19 protein-coding genes are annotated in these 22,090 nt (G+C 27.9%); 6 read left to right on the top strand and 13 right to left on the bottom strand.

The window, feature by feature from the left end:
* Nucleotides 1-67 precede the first annotated feature (67 nt).
* Nucleotides 68-994 (bottom strand): cysteine synthase A, encoded by a 927-nt coding sequence (gene cysK, locus ACPKM0_RS04600; RefSeq protein ID WP_472473753.1) that lies wholly within the window; start codon nucleotides 992-994, stop codon nucleotides 68-70.
* Between the two features lie 95 nt (nucleotides 995-1,089).
* Entirely contained in the window at nucleotides 1,090-1,509 is a 420-nt protein-coding gene (locus ACPKM0_RS04595; RefSeq protein ID WP_472473751.1) for an RrF2 family transcriptional regulator, read from the bottom strand.
* Between the two features lie 271 nt (nucleotides 1,510-1,780).
* Here ACPKM0_RS04595 and infA point away from each other — a divergent pair, with 271 nt between their 5' ends.
* A complete protein-coding gene (infA, locus tag ACPKM0_RS04590) occupies nucleotides 1,781-2,011 on the top strand; it encodes a translation initiation factor IF-1 (RefSeq protein WP_464625604.1) in 231 nt (76 codons plus the stop codon).
* A 117-nt stretch (nucleotides 2,012-2,128) separates the two neighbouring features.
* Here infA and ACPKM0_RS04585 read toward each other — a convergent pair whose 3' ends face one another.
* Nucleotides 2,129-3,328, bottom strand: coding sequence for a Smr/MutS family protein (locus ACPKM0_RS04585; RefSeq protein WP_472473749.1), 1,200 nt, complete (start codon nucleotides 3,326-3,328; stop codon nucleotides 2,129-2,131).
* Nucleotides 3,328-3,972, bottom strand: coding sequence for a CBS domain-containing protein (locus ACPKM0_RS04580; RefSeq protein WP_472473747.1), 645 nt, complete (start codon nucleotides 3,970-3,972; stop codon nucleotides 3,328-3,330). Before ACPKM0_RS04580 ends, ACPKM0_RS04585 begins: the two co-directional genes overlap by 1 nt.
* Before the next feature lie 182 nt (nucleotides 3,973-4,154).
* Here ACPKM0_RS04580 and uxuA point away from each other — a divergent pair, with 182 nt between their 5' ends.
* Both uxuA and ACPKM0_RS04570 read left to right on the top strand, forming a co-directional pair.
* A complete protein-coding gene (uxuA, locus tag ACPKM0_RS04575) occupies nucleotides 4,155-5,222 on the top strand; it encodes a mannonate dehydratase (protein ID WP_472473746.1) in 1,068 nt (355 codons plus the stop codon).
* 11 nt (nucleotides 5,223-5,233) lie between these two features.
* On the top strand, nucleotides 5,234-5,932 hold the full coding sequence (locus ACPKM0_RS04570) for a GntR family transcriptional regulator (RefSeq protein ID WP_472473744.1): 699 nt from the start codon (nucleotides 5,234-5,236) through the stop codon (nucleotides 5,930-5,932).
* A gap of 54 nt (nucleotides 5,933-5,986) precedes the next feature.
* On the opposite strand, the gene ACPKM0_RS04565 is transcribed toward ACPKM0_RS04570, so the two are convergent.
* The 6 genes from ACPKM0_RS04565 to ACPKM0_RS04540 all read right to left on the bottom strand — a co-directional run bounded on the left by ACPKM0_RS04565 (nucleotide 5,987) and on the right by ACPKM0_RS04540 (nucleotide 14,122).
* Entirely contained in the window at nucleotides 5,987-7,591 is a 1,605-nt protein-coding gene (locus ACPKM0_RS04565) for a mannitol dehydrogenase family protein (RefSeq protein WP_472473742.1), read from the bottom strand.
* A 91-nt stretch (nucleotides 7,592-7,682) separates the two neighbouring features.
* On the bottom strand, nucleotides 7,683-8,690 hold the full coding sequence (locus ACPKM0_RS04560) for a LacI family DNA-binding transcriptional regulator (RefSeq protein ID WP_472473740.1): 1,008 nt from the start codon (nucleotides 8,688-8,690) through the stop codon (nucleotides 7,683-7,685).
* Between the two features lie 89 nt (nucleotides 8,691-8,779).
* A complete protein-coding gene (locus ACPKM0_RS04555) occupies nucleotides 8,780-11,089 on the bottom strand; it encodes a TIM-barrel domain-containing protein (protein ID WP_472473738.1) in 2,310 nt (769 codons plus the stop codon).
* A 1-nt stretch (nucleotide 11,090) separates the two neighbouring features.
* Complete coding sequence (locus ACPKM0_RS04550) at nucleotides 11,091-11,918, bottom strand: carbohydrate ABC transporter permease (protein ID WP_472473736.1); 828 nt, start codon at nucleotides 11,916-11,918, stop codon at nucleotides 11,091-11,093.
* Complete coding sequence (locus tag ACPKM0_RS04545; RefSeq protein WP_472473734.1) at nucleotides 11,911-12,804, bottom strand: carbohydrate ABC transporter permease; 894 nt, start codon at nucleotides 12,802-12,804, stop codon at nucleotides 11,911-11,913. The genes ACPKM0_RS04550 and ACPKM0_RS04545 overlap by 8 nt, the downstream gene beginning before the upstream one ends.
* A gap of 64 nt (nucleotides 12,805-12,868) precedes the next feature.
* Complete coding sequence (locus ACPKM0_RS04540; RefSeq protein WP_472473732.1) at nucleotides 12,869-14,122, bottom strand: ABC transporter substrate-binding protein; 1,254 nt, start codon at nucleotides 14,120-14,122, stop codon at nucleotides 12,869-12,871.
* 457 nt (nucleotides 14,123-14,579) lie between these two features.
* Here ACPKM0_RS04540 and ACPKM0_RS04535 point away from each other — a divergent pair, with 457 nt between their 5' ends.
* Nucleotides 14,580-15,911 (top strand): uracil-xanthine permease family protein, encoded by a 1,332-nt coding sequence (locus tag ACPKM0_RS04535; protein ID WP_472473730.1) that lies wholly within the window; start codon nucleotides 14,580-14,582, stop codon nucleotides 15,909-15,911.
* 55 nt (nucleotides 15,912-15,966) lie between these two features.
* Here the strand turns inward: ACPKM0_RS04535 and ACPKM0_RS04530 are convergent, their stop codons facing one another.
* The 3 genes from ACPKM0_RS04530 to ACPKM0_RS04520 form a co-directional block, all read right to left on the bottom strand.
* Nucleotides 15,967-17,265, bottom strand: coding sequence for a TRAP transporter large permease (locus ACPKM0_RS04530; RefSeq protein ID WP_472473728.1), 1,299 nt, complete (start codon nucleotides 17,263-17,265; stop codon nucleotides 15,967-15,969).
* The gene (locus ACPKM0_RS04525; protein WP_472473726.1) at nucleotides 17,258-17,764 is read right to left on the bottom strand and encodes a TRAP transporter small permease; all 507 of its coding nucleotides are present in this window, start codon (nucleotides 17,762-17,764) and stop codon (nucleotides 17,258-17,260) included. Before ACPKM0_RS04525 ends, ACPKM0_RS04530 begins: the two co-directional genes overlap by 8 nt.
* Nucleotides 17,765-17,825: 61 nt before the next feature.
* Nucleotides 17,826-18,821: a TRAP transporter substrate-binding protein gene (locus tag ACPKM0_RS04520; protein ID WP_472473724.1), complete on the bottom strand. Its 996-nt coding sequence runs from the start codon at nucleotides 18,819-18,821 to the stop codon at nucleotides 17,826-17,828.
* A gap of 152 nt (nucleotides 18,822-18,973) precedes the next feature.
* On the opposite strand from ACPKM0_RS04520, the gene ACPKM0_RS04515 reads away from it, so the two are divergent.
* The gene (locus tag ACPKM0_RS04515) at nucleotides 18,974-20,464 is read left to right on the top strand and encodes a sensor histidine kinase (protein WP_472473722.1); all 1,491 of its coding nucleotides are present in this window, start codon (nucleotides 18,974-18,976) and stop codon (nucleotides 20,462-20,464) included.
* Complete coding sequence (locus tag ACPKM0_RS04510; RefSeq protein WP_472473720.1) at nucleotides 20,457-21,929, top strand: response regulator; 1,473 nt, start codon at nucleotides 20,457-20,459, stop codon at nucleotides 21,927-21,929. The genes ACPKM0_RS04515 and ACPKM0_RS04510 overlap by 8 nt, the downstream gene beginning before the upstream one ends.
* Nucleotides 21,930-22,090 lie beyond the last annotated feature (161 nt).

The raw sequence follows: 22,090 nt of genomic DNA, 5'->3' as shown, positions 1-22,090 counted from the left end.
TTAGTATTATCAAACATAAAAACAACTAAATCCATATTTCTCGAAATGAACAAAATTATTATTTTATCTACTCAAATAATGCTGTAGATAAATATCTTTCACCCGTATCTGGGAATACTACAACAATATTTTTATCTTTATTTTCTATTCTACTAGCAATTTCTATAGCGGCCTTAAGGGCAGCTCCTGAAGAAATTCCTACCAAAACACCTTCGGTCTTAGCTAATGTATCACTTGAAGAAAAAGCATCTTTATCATCTACAACTATAACTTCGTCAATAATTGAGACATCTAAATTATTTGGAATAAAGCCAGCCCCTATTCCTTGTATTTTATGAGGACCTTTTTCTCCTTTGCTAATTATTGGAGAACCTTCAGGTTCAACTGCAATAATTTTAATATCACTATTTTTTTCCTTTAGGAACTTTGAGGTGCCACTTAATGTACCTCCAGTACCTACTCCTGCAACAAAAAAATCTAACTTTCCATCAGTATCTTCAAATATTTCTGAACCAGTATATTTGTAATGTGCTAGTGGATTATTAGCATTTTCAAATTGACTAGGAATAAAACTGTTCTCTATATCTTTTGCTAACTCATTAGCTTTATCTATAGCACCTTTCATACCTAATTTTCCATCGGTTAGTACGATTTCAGCACCATAGGCTTTCATTATTTTTTGTCTTTCTACGCTCATTGTAGAAGGCATTACCATGATAGCTTTATATCCATTGATTGCCGCCATCATAGATAAACTAATTCCAATGTTTCCACTGGTAGGTTCTATTATCGTTGAATTTTTCTTTAAATATCCTTGCGCCTTTGCATCTTCAATCATCTCTCTTGCAGCTCTGTCTTTCACAGAACTTGAGGGATTAAAAAATTCTATTTTTGCAATAATATTACCATATAAATTTAATTTTTCTTTCAGTCTAGACAATTCTAATAATGGAGTTTTTCCAATTAGTTCATCTATACTTTTATTTATATTCATATATTTATCCTATTCTCTAACAAATCCTACTAATCTTATATGAATTAAATATAAAATATAATTCCTATAAAGTCAATAGGAATTAGAAATATTTATTAAATTTTATAATTTCCATTCAGTACATCTAATAAAGAAATCTTATCTAGATATGAATTAACAATTTTATCTAAATTTTGCCAAATAGGCATTGTCAAACACTCAGAAGATCTTGAACAAGTACCATCAGAAGAGCAACCTTCACAATTTACTAAATTTAATCCATTTTCAGTTAGCCTTAATATTTCTCCGACAGTATAGTTCTTAGGATCTCTAGCTAATTTATATCCACCATGAACACCTCGTAAACTCTTCACAAAGCCTGCTTTATTTAATATTCCTATTATTGCTTCTAAATATTTTAATGAAATCTCTTGTCTGTTTGAAATATCTTTTAATGATTCAAACTTTTCATTTTCGTTTTTTGCTAAGTCTAACATTACTCTAAGAGCATATCTGCCTTTTGTTGAAACTATCAAAGAATGCCTCCTAAAGAAAATTCTCATAAATCCAATGTAATTCTATTTGCTATAATTATATAGATGATAATTAATACTATCTAAAATATAATAAAATTAATTGATTTATTCTATAGAAATACATTTTTATATTAAGTTTATAAACATATAAATATTGATATTCTTTAAAAAAAGAAGTATATTTCTTTCTGTGAGTAAAAAAAACTTGATTAATTCAAGTATAATTATATAAAAACTTTAGTTATTATAACTAATGAGTTTCTTTATAAAAATGGAGGGCTATGTGGCCAAAGAAGAAGCAATTGAAGTAGAAGGTTTAGTAAAAGAAGCACTACCTAATACAATGTTCCGCGTTGAACTACAAAACAAACATGTTATCCTAGCACATCTTTCAGGGAAGATGCGTAAACACTACATTAGAATTGTCCCTGGTGATACTGTAAGAGTAGCACTTTCACCTTACGATTTAACAAAAGGTAGAATTATTTATAGAGAAAGATAGTCTCTCTTTATAAATTACTATTATTCTAATTTAATTAATAAAAAGCAAGAAGGTCTATCCCCTCTTGCTTTTGTATTTCTATTTCAATTAAATAAAAAAGAATTCATTATTCTATATTTAGTTGTTAAAATAAATCTTTTTATCACTGTTAGATTTAAAAATAACCCAAATAACTCCAGTTCCACCATTTACAGCTTTTGGATGATAAGCTTCTCTAACTATGTTAGAAAATCTAATTTCATCTAAAACAGCCTCTTTTACTACAGACTTTCCATTATCGCTATGAATTCCTTTACCAGTAATAATACTTACTTTCTTAAAGCCTTTATTCCTTGAAGCATTTAAAAATTCACTTGCTTTTAACGCAGCAATATCACTAGTTAATCCATGTAAATCAATTTCTGCCTCTGGGGACATTGAACGAAGATAAGAAATAGAAATTCCTTTATTTTCTTTCTTTTCGGTCTTCTTTTTCTCTTCAATCTTTAAAGAATCATTATGTTTAGATTCCCAAACATTATAAATATCACTAAAATCCCACTTTGAATTGTGATTATTTTTGTTATTTATATTAGATTTTCTATCCTTATCATATTTATTATCTTTATGATATTTCTTTTTAGAAGAGTGTTCTTTAATAACATTATCTTCTTTGTTTTTTGAAACATTTTCAGATAAATTAGTTCTCGTCCAACTAACTTTCTCACTCGTTTTGATACTTTTATTAGCCTCAGCACCATCTTTTTCTATAATATTTTTTTTATTAGAACTAATAGTGTTTTTTAGTTTTTCATTTGTCTTAACATTTTCATTTGTCTTAACATTTTCTTTTATTTTAACGTTTTCCTTCTTTTCTTTACCACCATTTTCAAATTCATTTAGGATTTGAGAAAAATCTTTTTTAGGAGTATATTTACTAGCTTTCCGGTTAGGAGAATCTTTAACCTTTTTTTCATGTTTAGGTTTTAACCCTTGACTAACCTCCCATTTATTAAATATTGAAGCAAAGTCTTCACTTTCATCTGTTTTCTTTGCTTGCTTTTTTCCTTTATTTTTACCAACTACACCTGCATTTTCCCATTGATTAAATATATCTTCAAAAGAAACATTATCATCAATATCTATAATTTTATCTCTTCTTTGCTGATTTTTTATAACCTTTGATTTTGTAGGTGTATTTACTTTTTCGATAACATCCATTTTGTTAATATCTTTAAATGGGTTATATGTGTCACTATCCTCTGTCAAGACAGAAATGCGACTGTTTCCAGCCGCATTTTGTCTATTCTGAGGACTTTTTTTTCGTTTTCTAGCCATCAGACCTCCTGAATATCTAGAATCTGGGAAACGAAAGGTTTAATTATTTCTATAACTTTAGTCATTGAAGCCCCTTGTACTTTCATAGTACAAATTGCATTTGTTGGATCGGTTCCCATAAATGTTCCAAATGTAATGATATCAACCCCTTCTTTTTCTAATGCAGTAGTAATATGTGCAATAGTACCAGGTTGATCCTCTACAAGGTAAGAAACCCTAACACCAAAATGTCTAGCTCCAAATAATTCAAGTAAAATTTTAAACATATCAGATTTTGTAATTATTCCAATCAATTTACCGTTTTCTAAAACAGGAAGACATGATAAATCTTGATCTACCATACATCTAGCTGCCTCTTCAACAGTAGTATTCTTTTCTATAGTTACAACATCTTTATTCATTAATTTACCTACAGTAAGACGACTTAATAAATAAGCCATTTCGTGTATTGAAAGTGAACTGGCTGGGGAAGGAGATGCATATAAAATATCTTTTTCCGTAATTAACCCAACTAATTTTTTTTCTTTATCTAACACAGGCAAACGATGAACTTTTTCATGTTTCATCAATGCACTAGCATCTGCTAAAGACATTTCTGGATTGCAAGTTATTGGGTGTCTAGTCATTCTTCGTTCAATAATCATTAGGTTTTCTCCTTGATATATATATATTAACCTATTGTTCAAATTTTTTCTACAATAATTATTCTTTTATTTGTGTGAGCACACAAAAAAATTACAAGAAACATAAATGAGAGATGTATTTACTTTACAACTAATATATTAGTATGTTAGAATAGCAGTATAAATATATTAGGAGATACTTTATGGAAATGACTCTCAGATGGTATGGATCAAAATTTGATACAGTTACATTAAAACAAATACAACAAATTCCTGGTGTTACAGGTGTTATATCAACATTATATGATGTTCCTGCAGGAGAAGTTTGGAGTTTAGAAGCAATTAAATCATTAAAAAATGAAATAGAAGAAGCTGGATTAAATTTATCAGGTATTGAATCCGTAAATATTCACGATTCCATTAAAATTGGAAATACAGATAGAGATAAATATATTGAAAACTATATTAAAACTTTAGAAAATTTAGGACAATTAGGTATAGATTTAGTTTGCTATAATTTTATGCCAGTTTTCGATTGGACAAGAACTGATTTAGCTAAAGAAAGGCCTGATGGATCTACTGTTTTAGCTTATAATCAAGGAATAATTGATAATATTGATCCTAAAACTTTTTTTGATAATACAAATGATTCTTCTCAAGGTTTTGAGATGCCAGGATGGGAACCTGAAAGACTAGCTCATGTTCAAGAACTTTTTGATGCTTATAAAGATGTAAATGAAGACAAATTATTTGATAATCTAGTTTATTTCTTAAAAGCTATAAGACCAACTTGTGAAAAATATGGAATTAAAATGGCTATTCACCCAGATGATCCAGCTTGGCCAGTATTTAATTTACCTAGAATTATAACATCTAAAGAGAAAATATTAAAATTAATGAAAGCTATTGATGCCCCTTTTAATGGTTTAACTTTTTGTGCAGGATCTTTTGGAACAAACCCAAATAATGATTTACCCGACATTATCAGATCATTACCAGGAAGAATTCATTTTGCACATGTAAGAAATTTACATCATTTTGAACCAGGAATATTTGAAGAAGCTGCTCATTTATCAAGAGATGGTTCATTTGACCTTTATGAAATTGTAAAAGCATTGTATGATATTGACTTTAAAGGACCTATTAGACCGGATCATGGAAGAATGATTTGGGATGAAAAGGCAATGCCAGGTTATGGTTTATTTGATAGAGCTCTAGGAGCAACTTATATAAACGGACTAATCGAGGCTATAGAAAAAAGCAATAAATAAAAGGATATATTATGGCAAGAAACCTTAGAAGTACTGCGAGTGATGAAATATACAACATACTAAGAGAAGAGATTTTATCTCTAAACTTTGAACCAGGAAAAGAATTAAAAATAAATACTTTATGCGAACAACTTCAAGTTAGCAGATCTCCTGTTAGAGATGCACTTATGAAATTAGCAACTGATGGACTTGTTGATATTTTCCCACAACGCGGAACTAGGGTTTCTTTGATTGATTTAAATCTAGTAGAAGAAGAAAAATTTTTAAGAAGTAGTCTTGAAGAAAAAGCACTATTACAAGCTATATTAATAATGGACGATAAAGATATTAATAAATATAAAGAAGCTATTTCTGCTCAAGAATATTTAAGTAATAATACTGATTTATATGATTTTTTTAATCATGACGTTTCTTTCCACAAAATAACTTTTGACATAATCAATAAAAAACAATGCTGGGAAATAATTAATAAAAGATGTGTTAATTACGATAGGCTTAGATTTTTATCTTTTAAACAAAATATAGATAAAGAAACTTTAATTCAACAACATTATAACATTATAGATGCATTAATTAGCAGGGATAAAAAGAATGTTGAAGCAGAAATCAATAAGCACTTGAATAAAATTGATATCGAAATAAAAACTCTACTTGATGAATACCCTTTATATTTCAAGACAGATACTAAGAAAAAAAAGTTATTTATTTAACAAACAAAAAAAACCAAGAATGTTTATTTTTCTTGGTTTCTTTAATCTAATGCATTATAGAATATTTTCTAAAGTCTTTCGTATTGCACCTTTTTCACTTACCATTTCACTAAAATACTTCAATACTAATTTAGCTAATTTAGCATCATAAAGATTTACACCAAAGATTTTTTCATTAGATAATAAATCCTTTAGTTGATCTTCGAAAGGACCTTTATCTCCTAAATTAATATCACTTACAAAAGGAGTAACAACATTTAATAGAGGATCTGGAGAAAGTTCAAATTTCACACCATTATCATCAACTCCCATCAAATATCTAATCCAAGCAGCATATACAAAAGGAATATATTTTAGTTGATTAACATTTAAATCTTCTCTTTCTATATAAGCTTTCACAGTTTCACCAAATCTGATTGACAACTTTTGACTAGTATCACAAGCTATTCTTTGAGGGGTATCAGGCATAAATGGGTTAGGGAATCTAATATTTAAAACTTCAGAAATAAAATCTTTAGGATTAATAATTTTTGGATCAACTACAACTTTCATACCTTCTTCTAAACCAATAATCTCTACAAGCTTTTTAAGCTGTGGGTCTTTCATCTCTTCTGAAATTAAATTATAGGATAATAAACACCCTAATACTGCTAAAGTAGTATGTAAAGGATTTAAGCAAGTACAAACTTTCATTTTTTCAACTTTATTTACTGTTTCTCTAGATGTAAAAAATACCCCGCTTTTTTCTAAAGCAACTCTTCCATTTGGAAAATCATCTTCAATTACTAAATATTGTGGCTTTTCAGCATTAACAAAAGGGGCAATCCAAGTATTTTTATCAGTTACTATAATATCAGTATCTTCAAACCCATCAGCTTTTAACATTTCAACTACTGATTTATCTGGACGTGGCGTAATTTTATCAATCATTGACCATGGAAATGATACGCTTTCATTTAAATATGTTATAAACTCTGGTTCAACAAAGTTATTTTTTAACCAATTCTCTGCAATTGTCATTACAGCCTTTTGTAATTTTTCCCCATTATGAGAACAATTATCCATACTAACTAGTGCCAATGGCCAATTAGTTTTTTTATATCTATTATAAACTAAGGCTGTAAGTTTTGATAAGAATAATTTTGATTTCATTGGACCATTATTAAAATCTTCAACAGCTATTGAATAATAATTATTATTAGAATCTTGTAAAGAATATCCCTTTTCAGTAATTGTAAAAGAAACCATTTGAAGTGATTTATTAGAAAATACTTTATTTAAGCTTTCCCAATCTTCTTGAAAAGCATAATCGCATTTATATGAAACAGCTAAACTATCAATTACTTTTTTCTCAATTGTTCCATCAGAATTTAATGTAACTAATAAATTCAAATTATCATGAGGAGAATAAATTTTATCAATAATATCAAAATCAAAACCTTCAGCTACAATAATTCCAGTATCTTCAATATTATTCTCTAATAAATTTTGCATTAAATGAGCTGGAAAACCTCTAAAAATATTACCAGCACCAAAATGTATCCATTTTGGATTATTAATAGTATTTTTAACCATTCTTTCTCTATTATATGTTGATAAAGAATACCCCTTTTCTAACCATTGCTCTTTATTTTTTAATTCTGCTAAATTTAATTTCATAATTCCTCCAAATTAAACATCTACTAACATTCTAACATTCTAATATATTAGTTGTAAAGATAATTACTTTAATTTTTCTTTTTTTCAATATTTATATCATTAAAGTACTTTTTCTAGGAATAATTTTTGATTGCATAGCGATTATTTCATCATTACTACTACTATTATTATTTATAATTTCTTTAAGTTTATAAGCTCCTAAAAGTCCCATTTCCTCTAATGGAATATCAAAAGTCGAAATAGAAGGCCTCCAAAATTTAGAAAAATCTCTATTATCAAAACCTAATACTTTTACGTCATTTGGAACAGAAAGCCCTAAATCTAAAATAGCATTAATAGCCCCCGCTGCAATATAGTCGTTTTCACAAAATATTCCATCAACACTTTTATCAAATGATAGAATTTTTTTTGCAGCTTCATAACCATGGTCTGCTTCATATTCACCAAAACAAATTTTTCTTTCATTTAATAATATATTTAGTTCATTCAACCTTTTTTTAAATCCAACTAAACGATTTATTGCAGAGAGTCTATCTTTTGGACCACCTATAATTGCAGGATTTTTAACTCCACAACTAATTAAATGTTCAGCAGCTTGAAGCCCTCCAGTTTTATTATCTACAACTATTGAAGGCACTTTATCAATTACAGTGTTAACCGATACCAAAGGACTATTAAATTTTAAATCACCAATATTATTATTTAATGGACGAGGAATATGATGGCAAAACAAAGTTCCATCTACATTATGAGATTTTAAAAAATTATAAGCTTTTTGAAAATCTCCATCAAACTCTAATGCAGATACATATAATAGTGAATATTGACCACCACTAATACCTTTTTCTATGCCTTTTACTATTTTATTAACAAAAGATTCAGTAATATCAATTGCTAAACAACCAATAATACCAGATCCACTGCTTTTCAATTTTGAAGCATTCCAAGATGGAACATATCCTAATTCATCTATAGCTTGTTGAATTACATCTTTAGTTTTTTTACTTACAGGTCGTTTTCCATTTAATGCATGAGATACTGTAGCAGGAGCGACTCCAGCTTTCTTAGCTACATCAAATATTGTTACAGCATCACTCATACATTTCCTCTATTTTTCTTTTCATCAATTGTAATATATATATAACAATTGTTAATAGTACCATATTTTAAATACAAAAAAAATAAAAACTAAAAATTAATAATTATTGTATCGTCTTTTTTAAAAGAATTTAGATTAATTCTCTTTATTACATCTTTATTAGGTAATTTAAAAATAAATTCTCTATTTTCTAAATTAACACCTTCAGTAGTTAGTGTAAATTCAACTTCATTTTTATAAACTCTATATTTATAAAGATTATAATTATTAAGTTCAAGCTTTGTTGAACCATCATCTTCAAAATAAGAACCTTCTCTAACTCCCTCATTAATAGGATAAACATTAAAAATAACTCTTTCAAAGAACGCTGTTTTTAATTTATTTATATTCGACGTAGGAATCAAACTTCCTTCTCTAACAAAATATTTATGATTACCTAAAGGTGTTGAAACATCAACATCCCTACCACCTTCATAATATTTACCATCTTGACTATACCAATTAGTTGTTTTTGGTAAATAAACATTTGTTGAAGAACACCCTTTATCAACAACTAAAACTTTTAAAATATCTTCACCGAACATACAATTTATATCAGCAACATCAATATTATCATCTTCATTAAATTCTAGTTTTAGAGAGCGATCCATAGGACTACCTTTTATCACTGCATTATAAGCAGAATTATAGGTATATGGTAAAAATTTATAATGTTCGATAATTAAATTTCTAATTTGTGGTAAAGCTTTTTCATAAGTCCAAGGTTCTGTAGGTTTATCATCTTCTCTCCACGAATGGATTACAAATCTTGATTGGAAAACAGCACTTTCACATGAACGAATTAATAATTCTTCACTTGGTCTTTCTCCAAAAAATCCACCTAAATCATGTCCATAAAAAGTTAATCCACTTAAAGCCATAGAAATACTTTGATATTGATTATATTTTAAAGATTTCCAATTGCTACAATTATCTCCACTCCAAGTTCTTGCATATTTTTGAATACCACTGTAACCACTTCTAGAATAGTTCCATGCTCTTTTTGTAGGAGCTTGTTCTTCAAAAGCTTCATAAGCAGCTTCACTCATTAATATTGGAAGAATAGTTTTTATTTTACTATTTGGTATTTCAACATCCTCAATTTCAAATTCATTGTTATCATTCCAAATTCCACTACATCCATGATCTAGATACTGTTTTTTTAACTGACTTTTCCACCAGTTTTTTGCATCTTGATTAGAAAAATCGATTAAGGAAGCATCTCCACCCCAATAGAATTCAACATAAGGTTTATCAAATTCATCTTTAATAAAATAACCTTTTTTAGCTAATTCATCATACCAAGGATGGGTAGTTAAAATACCTGGCTTAATATTCATTATTAAATTATATCCTCTATTTGATAAATCTAATAAATAATCCTTATAATTTGGGAATTTATCTTTATTCCACATAAAAGCATATCTTTTCCCATCATTGGCTTTTAAATATCCTGATGAAACATACATACCTTCACAAGGAATATCAAACTTTTCTATAGTTTCAAAATATTTTAATATCCTATCTTTTGCATCATCGCTTTCTACATAATTCATTGAAGACCCTAAAAAGCCAAAGCTAAATAAAGGAGGAAAATAAGAAGTACCACTTATAATATAATACTTTCTTAATACTTCTTTATAATCATCTCCATCAATTAAAAAGTAAGAAAAGGGACCTCCATCAATTTTTATTGAATAAAAGTAAGGGCTTTCTTTACCAAAATCCATAAAATCAATATTACATTCATCAAAGAAAAACCCACTATAGTTCTTGTTCTTCTCTTTAATAAAAAATGGAATAGATTTATATAAAGGATCAGATATTTCAGCATCATAACCTAAACTATCTCTATTAAAAAATCTAAAAGATTTATTTTTTCTATCGATTAAACCACCTTTATCACCTAAACCATAAAAAGAATCATCACTTTCAAGAGGAAAATTAAATTTTCCAAAAAGATTTTTTTTATCATTACTACCTATACATCTAAGTTGATAATCTGGAATTACCGTATCACTAGAGCCTAAAACTCCGCCATGAATAATTTCATTATTTTTATATACTGTGATATTTGCACTAATCTTATCAACAATAATTTTTATATTATCTGATTCAATATCATAAATATCTTCAAAATCTTTTACTTCAAAACTTCTTGAAGGCTTTAAATCATTTTTAGATAAATAAGCACTCCATTTATCTAACAACGGATCTACTAATATATCATTAAAGATATAATTAAAATGAAAAATACCTTCTTCAAATATACTTAATTCAATTCTACCATTTTCACTTTCAAAAAAAATTACATTTTCTTTAATTTTATAGTTTTGTAAGTCATGAATAAATCTTTTCATATTATCCTTTAACCGCCCCTGTTGTAATTCCACTCATAAAATATCTTTGAAACATTAAGAATACTGCTATAACAGGTATTATAGAAACAGTAGTCATTGCCAATAAATTTGACCAATTAATTTGTAATTGTCCAACAAAATTTGCAAGAGCTTGTTGAAGAGTTTGTTTATCATTATCTGTTATAACAATCAATGGCCAAAGATAATCATTCCATCTCCACATAAAGGAGAATATTGCAATTGTTGCAATAATAGGTTTGCTCAAAGGAATTATAATTTTCCTAAAAATAAAGAACTCTTTAGCCCCATCTATTCTTGCAGATTCTATCATTGAATTTGGTAGGTTAACCATATATTGTCTTGCTAAGAAAATTCCTGTAGGAGTTGCTGCTGGTGGAATAATAATTCCCCATAGTGTATTTAACATACCAAATCTTTTTAGTTGCAAAAATATTGGAATCATAATTACTTGAAGAGGAATCATAAGTGTTCCTATCATAATAGTAAATATCAAATTTCTTCCTGGAAATATATACTTTGCTAATGCATAGCCAGCCATTATATTTATCAAAACAGTAAGTACTGTTGCAACTACTGCAACAAATAAAGTATTAGAAAAATAAGTTACAAAACTTCCATAACTTAAGGCTTCTATATAATTAGAGAAACTCCATTTTTTTGGAAATAAAGTCATTGGAATTCTAAATAATTCACTTTGAGGTTTAAAAGAAGATAAAATAACCCAAACAACAGGAAATAAACAAAACACAGCTAACAATACGACTACAACGTGCTGAATAATTATTGAAGTTGATACTTTCTTATTCATAAGATTCCTCCTTTCCTGTTAATTTAAATTGGATTAATGTAAATATAGCTATTACAAACATTAAAACCATAGACATTGAGGATGCATATCCAAATCTATCTTCAATAAATGCTACTTGATAAACTTGTTGAACAACAAATTTTGTAGCATATCCTGGGCCACCTTTAGTCATTGTGACTATCAATTCATATGCTTTAAATGATTGTATTGTTGCCAAAACTAATACAACTAGAATTGTACTTTTTAACATTGGTATTGTAATTTTTCTAAAGCTTTGAACAGTTGAAGCTCCATCAATTTTAGCAGCTTCATACAATTCTATTGGAATTGCTTGTAATCCTGCGATAAACATAATCATGTAATAACCTGATTGTGCCCATACAGTAACTAATATTACACTAAGCATTGCTATCGAACCGTTTGTTAACCATCCAACAGGATTTTTACCCATTGCTCTTAATACATAGTTAATTATTCCCATTTCATCACCTAAGATAAATCTCCAAGCGATACCAACAGCAATCATACTAATTAGAGCAGGAATATAAAAAGTTGCTCTAAAAGCTTTTTCACCTTTTATATTATTTTTTGATAATAACAATGCTAAGAATAACGAGCTTACAAGCAAACAAACTACAGTACAAAGTGAGTAAACCATAGTATTCTTAAACGTAATCCAGAATACTTCATCACTAAATAAACTAATAAAATTATCAAACCCTACAAACTCTTTAGGTGTAAATACTCCCCATTTCATAAAACTCATTCTCAATCCCTGAAATGCAGGAATAATAATAAACAATCCAAAGATTAATAAGTTGGGTAGTAAAAATAGAATTGGAGCAAGAATTTGATGAAAATTCCCTTTTTGAGATCTAGTCTTCATTACATATACCTTTTTAATTCTAAAAAAGCCCCCTATTTATATAGGAGGCTTATTCCTATTTTTTTTAATATTTAGCAGCTTCTTTATTTATATTTTTAGTTGCTTCATCAGCACTAATATTACCCATTAATACTTGAACAATTTGTTCTCTAATATATGAATAAACTTTATTTACTGCATTATTTTTCCATTCTGTAGCTGTAAAAGCTGGAGTTACTCTTAAGTCTTCTGCAAATACTTCAAAGTCTGCTTTATTTGAAGTATAAGGAACATCTGCATCAACTCTTGCTGATAAGTTAAATGTTTCAGCACAATATTTTTCATTGCTTTCTTTTGAACTAAATGCTGCCATTAAGTCCATTGCTGCTTCTTTATTTTCACTATCTTTGAAAGAAGCAATAAATTTACCACCAGGAACTGATGATCTAATTTCTGCAATTGGAGTATTTACAACAGCCCAATCAAAATCTTTAACATTTTTATTATAAGTGTTGATATTCCAGCTACCACCAATATGACATGCAACTAAGCCAGCTTGGAATAATTCAGCAGGATTTTCACTACCTAACCAAACACTAGATGGAACTAAACCTTCTTCATGTAATCTTGCAAATCTTTCAATAGCTGCAATTGTTCCAGCATCATTAAAATCAACTTCACTTTGATCAGCATTCATCATGCTACCACCATGTTCATAAATAATAGTTGAGAAACGGTGTGGAGAGAAATCAAGAGCTAAACCATATTTCATGCCACTATTTGCAGCAATTACTTTCTTAACTGCTTCTTCCCATTCATCCCATGTCCAAGTTTTACATAATTCTTGTACATCAATACCAGCATTTTCCCATGCAGTTAAATTAACTAACATACCATTTGCTGTAGCTTCAGTTGGATAAGCTAGTAATTCACCATCAGTATTTTGAGCAAATGCAATTGAACCTGGCATAAAACTATCTTCAACAGCACTAATATCATCAACATAAGAATTAATTGGTTCTAGACTTGTTCCTAATGCTGCTAAATGGTTATTTGTAACACGAGCAATATCAGGTGGATTTCCACCACTAATCATAAGTTTTAACTTTTGTTCATATTCACTAAATGCAACTACTTGCATATCAACCTTAACATTTGGGTTTTCTTCTAAATAAGAAGAAATTGTATCTAAAAATACATCTGATTCATTTGCATCATTAAACCACATAACTGTTAAAGTTACATCTTCATCTGCCGCTTTTTCTTCACTTGCACCATTAGCAAATAAGAAACTTGTAAATAGTAAAAGTGATATCATTAATAATGATAGTTTTTTCATTTCAACCTCCTAATAAATGTAAAAACAAAATATTTGTCAAATTTTAGCAAAACGATTTGCTAATTTATAATAAAATGAGATTTTAAATATGTCAAACACAAATTTATAAAAATTTTATTATGAAAATAATAGATTTAACAAAGATTTATGTAATCTCTTTTTGTTTTAATTATTCTTTTTGAGCTATAAGACATAAAAAATAATAAAGATTGAACTACAACAAATAGTAAATTTTTCTTTCTTTTATTACATTACTAGAGACGTTTAGCTTAACATAAATTAAGTATTTATTTAACAACAGTTTAGATATCGATATAAATATACTAAATATGGTATAAAAAATAAATATTTCTTGTGCGCTAAAATATCTTAGGATAGTATATCTCCTTGTGTGGTTGTTGCATAATGTTGCTTCAACAAAAAATTTATATATATATTAATTTTGGAGAAAATTTATATGAAAAGCTCAAATTCAACAGCATCAATTGAGAATATATATCAATTAGATGGAAAGGTCCCTTTAGGAAAAGCTATTCCTTTTGGACTACAGCATGTACTCGCTATGTTCGTAGCTAACATTGTCCCAATAATCATCGTTGCAGGTAGTGGGGCTTTAGATCAAGCAACTACAACTGCTTTATTACAAAACTGTATGTTCATTGCAGGAATTGGTACTCTAATTCAATTATTCCCAATTTGGAAAATTGGTTCTGGTTTACCAGTTGTTATGGGTGTTAGTTTTACCTTTGTAGCAATTTTAAGTTATGTAGCTGCCAACTTTGGTTATTCTGCAGTAGTTGGGGCAATTATAGTTGGTGGTTTAGTAGAAGGAACATTAGGCCTTTTAGCAAAATATTGGAAAAGATTTATTTCACCTGTTGTTTCTGCTAATGTAGTATTAGCTATTGGTATGTCTTTATTACCAGTAGGTGCTAGAAGTTTTGGTGGTGGATATGTTGCAGATTTTGGATCTGCTCAAAACATGTTACTAGGAACTATAACACTTTTATCATTATTACTTTTTACAATTTTTGCAAAAGGTTATTTAAAGCAACTTGCAATCCTTTTTGGTCTTATTGTTGGTTATATAGTCGCATTATTCATGGGAAAAGTTGATTTTTCTGCTTTTAACAATATTGCTATTTTTGATTTACCAAAAATCTTACCTGTAAAACCTACTTTCCATTTAGGTGCTATTATTTCAGTAATTTTAGTATTCTTAGTTTCTGCAACTGAAACAATAGGAGATACAACAGCTTGTTGTGTAATGGGTGTTGGAAGAGAACCAAGCGAAAAAGAAATTTCAGGATCTCTTGCTTGTGATGGTTATTCATCATCTCTATCTGGTTTATTTAGTTGTTTACCTGTTACATCTTTCTCACAAAATGTTGGTATTATTGCAATGACAAAAGTTGTAAATAGATACACAATTGCAACAGGTGGTGTTGCATTAATTCTTGCAGGATTATTCCCACCAATTGGAGCTTTCTTCAACACTTTACCTGAATCAGTTCTAGGTGGTTGTACTATTTTAATGTTTGGTCAAATTGTTATTTCAGGTATTCGAATGTTAGCAAAAGCTGGATTAAATCAAAGAAACAGTTTAATTGCTGCATTTGCACTTGCTATTGGATTGGGATTTCCTTCTGCTAGTGAATTATTTAATATTTTACCTGAATTAGTTGCTGAAGAATTATCTAATAACTGTGTAGCAATTGTATTTATTATATCTCTAGTACTAGATTTACTCTTACCTAAAAATATGGAAGTTGCTCCAGCAACAAAATAATTATATTTTAAATATTTTATTTATAGGATTGCATATTATGCAATCCTATAAATTATTAAGCCATTAATGATGGAATAGAAAGAGTTAAACTAGGTATAAACGTAATACAAAGCAGAACAATTATCATAATAGAATAAAACGGAAGCATACTCTTTGTAGCTTTTTCAATTGATATTTTACCAACGGCACATCCCACAAACAACGCTGAACCAACAGGTGGAGTACAAAGACCAATTGCTAAGTTAAGTATCATAACAACACCAAATTGAACCGGATCCATACCTAAAGCTCCTACAACTACAGGATATAATATGGGAGTACATATAATAATTAATGGTGCCATATCCATAATAGTTCCTAAAAGTAATAACATTATATTAATCAATAATAATAAAACAATTTTATTACTACTTATCCCAATTAATGCATTTGTTATAGCTTGTGGGATTCTTAAAAATGCTAATAAATACCCAAAAGAAGAAGCTGCAGCAATTAAACTCATAACCATAGCCAACGTTTTTAGAGAAGCTAATAAAATATCTTTTAATTCTGATAATTTAATCTCACGATAAACAAAGAAAGTAATAAAGAAAGAATAAACTACTGCAACCGCAGCACTTTCAGTTGCGGTAAATACACCAGAGACAACTCCTCCAATTATGATAATCATTGTTAACATTCCAAGAACTGCATCAGCGCTTACTTTAAGAGTTTCTTTTAGTGTATATTTCTTCTCTTTAGGATAATTTCTTTTTCTAGCAATTATGTAAGTAACAATCATCAACCCAACACCTAAAATAACACCTGGAAGTAAACCACCTAAAAACAATTTACCAACACTTACTCCACCACCAGCAGCTAAAGCAAAGATAATCATATTATGGCTTGGAGGTATAATAACACCTTGGCAAGCACTAGTAACTGTAACTGCAACAGAGAAATCATCATCATACCCTTTTGCATTCATCATTGGTATCATCATTGTCCCAATAGATGAAACATCGGCAACTGCAGAACCAGATATACCACCGAAGAACATACTAGCTAAAATATTGACTTGAGCTAATCCACCTCTATATCTACCTATCATCGCATTTGAGAAATTGATTAATCTTCTAGATATTCCACCCCTACTCATCATCTCTCCTGCTAGAATGAAGAAAGGTATTGCTAATAGTGAAAACGAATTAACTCCACTAACTAATCTTTGAACAATTGCTAACAAAGGGATGTTTAAATAAATTGCGGTTACAACTGAAGACAAAAACAAAGAAAAAGTAATAGGCATTCTTAAAATTAATAATAAAATAAAAGATCCTACTAAAATAGTTGAAGCCATACTAACATTAATCATCTAATTCTACCTCACTTTTTGATAAATCTTTCGAAGTTATTGCTGCATATAAATATATCGAAGCATATAGAATTATAAAAACAGCATTTATTGGTAAAACAATATAATTAATTGCATTTGTTATATGAGTAGCAGGGAGAAAACTTCTTAGTCCATTTTTTGCTAATCCTAAACCATAATAAAACAGTATTATTCCTAATATTATTTCACAAATATATTTAAATGCTCTTAAAAATCTTTCTAAATGTGCAGGTAGCTTTTTTGGAAGTAAAGTAATACTAATATGTAAATTCTCTTTAACTCCTAATGCCATTGCTATAAATGTAAACCAAATAACAATTACTAAAGGAATTTCCTCACCCCATTTTATTCCACTTTGAAATCCATATCTCAACACAACATTAGAAAAAACTATTAATACCATAATTATTACTAAAGCCATACAGAAATATAAAACTAAATTGAAAACTTTATCTAAGTTTTCTTTAAATTTCTTCATCTTTGCTCCTATTAAAACAGGGGCTCAAAATTTAGAACCCCTTTTTAAATATTAGTACTATTTATTTAACAGCTCTAATTTTTTCTACCCAAGCTTTTCCTTCTGCATCCAACATTTTTTCATATAATGGATTCATTGCATTAGCAAATTCACTTTGATCATTAATTTCATTAATTTGACAACCTGCAGCTCTAACTTTTTCTTCAGACTTCATTGCATAATCAGCCCAAGCTTCTATTTGAGTTGCTTGACAATCTCTTGCTGCTTTTTTAATTAATTCTTGATCTTCAGCACTTAATTTATCCATTGTAGTTTTTGAGGCAATTAACATTTCAGGAACACGAGTATGTTGGTCAATTGAATAAAATTTAGCTACTTCATAATGACTAGACGAATCGTATGAAGGCCAATTATTTTCAGCGCCATCAATAACACCTGTTTGTAATGCAGAATAAACATCTCCATAACTCATTGGAGTTGGGGTTGCACCTAAAGCTTCAACTAGTCCCATCATTAAATCAGATTCTTGAACACGTATTTTCATGCCTGATAAATCTGAAACTGTATAAATAGGTTTAATTGTATTATAAAAACTTCTAGCACCGGAATCAAAATAAGTAAGTCCAACAAAACCACTATCTTCCATTGATTCTAAAAAATATGCTCCAATTTCTCCATTTAATACGTTCCACATATGATCTGGATTTCTATATAAATAAGGCATTTGTAAAGCATTTAACAAAGGATTAAAGGAGGATAAAGGACTAATAGAAACACGAGTAAAATCAATACCACCAAATTGAACTTGCTCAATGCAAGATTTTTCATCACCTAAAGTTGCTTGAGGATAAACTTCAACTTTAATTCTTCCTTCTGTATATTCTTCGACTAATTCAGCAAACTTCTCATCTCCAATAACAGTTGGATAGCCAATAGGTTGATTATCAGCTAATCTTAACACAATAGTTTCCTCAGCTTTTACTTCTCCACCACCTTGCGCAAACATTGGTAATAAAGTTACACATACTAACATTAATAGAGTTAACATTTTTTTCATAGAAAAAATCTCCTTTTTTTTAATTCTATACATATTATTATTTGAAAAGTTCAAGAAAAACAGTAAGAAAAAATACACATAAATCACTTTATTTTTCCTTTTTTACAAATTTTCATAATTTTTATCATATCTTTTCATGATATAATTAAAATATGTATAAAAATAGAAATAAACTTAACCTTTTTAAAACCCAAAATATTCATCAATTATTATTCAAGCATAATTTTTTTACAGTAGTAATTATTTTTTTAATTGCCTTATTTTTATTTAACTATATATATAACATTTTAGACGAAGAACAACAAAGTTCAAAAGAAAATTTAATTGTACATAATATTATTACAGAAATAGAACAATGCTCAACTTTATTAGAAGAATATAGAATTTCAAAAATACCAGAAAGACAAAAAGAACTACTACTAAAACAAGAAACTATATTATTAAATATTGAAAGTGAAATTAATAGTTTATCCATGTTATATAAAGATTCTCCTAATAGGTATTTCTTAAATAATGGTATAATTAATGGTAAAACAACAATTAACGAATTACTTTCCAAATTGGATACTGATTCAATAAATGATGATGAATCATTTTATAAAGTGTATTATAGGATAAGTAATACATATGATTATTTAAATAAATATTTAACAAACCAATATCTATTAGTTATGGTGAAAGATAATGTTGAAATTATGGAACAAAGAGAGCAACAGCTACTTCGACTGCGAATATCGTCAATTATCTTATTTTTAATCTTATTACTGGGTTATATAATAACAACTTCACGAACAACTAAGAAAATGTTAACACCAATTGATGAAATGGTACAAACTGCAAAATCAATTGCAGAAGGAGATTTTAATTCTAAGCAAAGGGTAACAGAAGGCCCACAAGAACTAGTATTTTTAGCAGACTCTATTAACAATATGAAAATATCTTTACAAGATAGAATGAAATTAATTGAAGAAAACTCGTTATTAGAAAAAGAAATACATAAAAAAGAAATCGAACAATTAAACATACAAAAAGAATTAGAAAAAGCTAAATTTAACTCTCTACAATCTCAAATCAATCCTCATTTCTTATTTAATACCCTAAATATCATACAATTAACAGCTCTTTTTGAAAATGCAAGCAAAACTGGTAAATTAATTGAGAACCTAAGTTGTATTTTTAGATACTCCTTAGAACATCAAGAAGAAATAACAATAAAAGAGGAATTAGATTTTACTGAGCAATATTTAAAAATTCAACAAGCTAGGTTTAAAGAAAGGTTACAATATTCTATTTCTTGTGGTGAGCTATGCAAGAATATTTTAATCCCCCCTCTTATTATTCAACCATTAGTAGAAAATTCAATTATTCATGGAATAGAGCCAAAAGAAAAAGGTGGTAGAGTTGATATTGAAGCATTTAAAAATAAAAATGAAATTGTAATTAATATTTCAGATACAGGTATTGGAATAGAAAAGAATAAAACTTTTAATAATTTTAAAGGTCATAATATTGGAATTAATAATATAAAAAAAAGATTAATAATTTATTTCGAAAACAAAGCCTCAATTAATTTTAGTAAATTAAACGAAAATGGAGGTTGTAAAGTTGAAATTAAATTACCATTCGAGGTGAAAAATGTATAACTTATTGATTGCTGATGATGAACAACTTGAAAGAGATGCTATTGAATTTCTAATCAAAAAAAGAAAATTACCATTCAACGTAATTAAAGCTAGAAATGGTAAAGAAGCATTAAATATTTTTAAAAAAAATAAAATAGATTTTCTAATATTAGATATTAAAATGCCATTGATAGATGGAATTGAAGTTGGAAAAGAAATTAGAAATATTAACAATAAAATCCCTATAGTTTATTTAACAGCTTGGAGCACTTTTGACTTTGCAAAATCAGCTATATCTATTCGAGCTTTAGATTATTTAGTAAAACCAATAAATAAAAAAGAACTTTATAGAGTCTTAGAAAATTATATTGAAAAACAGAACATAGAAAAATCTATGAAGAATGAAGAACTTAAAACAGTTGTTAATCAATTTTCTAGATCTTTTTTTGCATATATGAAACATGGGTTAATTGATGAAAAAATATTATTAAATTATTTTAATCTTAACAAGGACAAATACTTTGAAGGTGTTAGTATTATTGTTAATGAAGTAAATATTCATAATTTAAAAACCTTTTTTGAACAAAAAGAATTTATAAATAATAGATTTTATTATTTCCCATCAATTGATAGATCAACCATAATTGTTTTCTTCAAAAATAAAACTAAATTTTTTAATCAATTACAATATAATTCAAAATCTTATTTAATCAATACTTTTACAAATCTAACAATATCAATTGGTAGTGTTTTTACAAATTTAAAAGAACTTCCACGCTCCATTAGAGAATCTTCAATTGCATACAGTATTGCTAAGAAAAATAACGAAACAATTCATGAATTTAATCATTTAGATGAATTTATTATTAATAATACAAATACTAATTATATATATGAAATAGAGAAAGCAATTTATAATTTAGATATAAAACATGCTAGAGAATTAGCTCACTTTTTCTATGATTCAATCACGCACCTTGATAAAACAAATTTATTAGAGACTTATTATCAAAATGTTCTTTTACTTCATCACGATTTAACAAAAAGTATATTATTTTTGAGAATAGAAAAACCAAATAAAACTATACAAGAAATAGAAATTTCATTCTTTAATTTAATAGATAGTTCAGTCGCTGCATTACAAGAAGATAAAAAAGATAAATATCAAAGAATTTTCTTTGAAATAAAAAAAGAGCTTGAATTAAATTATAACAAACAACTTACAATGGATTATTACTCTGAGCTTTTAAATATCAACATAAAATATTTTTCTAAACTATTTAAATGCTATAATAAAATTAGTTTTATTGATTGTTTAACAAACATAAGAATGACTAAAGCTCAAAAACTATTAAAAGAAGGAAACGGAGTAAAAGAAAGTGCTCAATCTGTTGGATATTTAGATTCAGCATATTTCTCTAAAGTATTTAATCAAAAGTTTAATATTTCTCCATCACAATATAGACAAACATATGAGAAAAAATAATTTCTCATATGTTGTATATTTAATTAATATGACATCAATGATGGTAAATATGTTGTAAGAGCTGGGAAAATACTTATTAAGATTAGCACTATAACATTACAAATTACAAACGGCAATGCTCCCTTAAATATTTCAGTTATCTGCATTTTATTGATTTTTGT

Source organism: Pleomorphochaeta sp. (assembly GCF_050031695.1).
Taxonomy (GTDB): domain Bacteria; phylum Spirochaetota; class Spirochaetia; order Sphaerochaetales; family Sphaerochaetaceae; genus Pleomorphochaeta.
The sequence above is the reverse complement of the archived record's forward strand: the minus strand, read 5'-3'. Positions and strand labels throughout refer to the sequence as shown.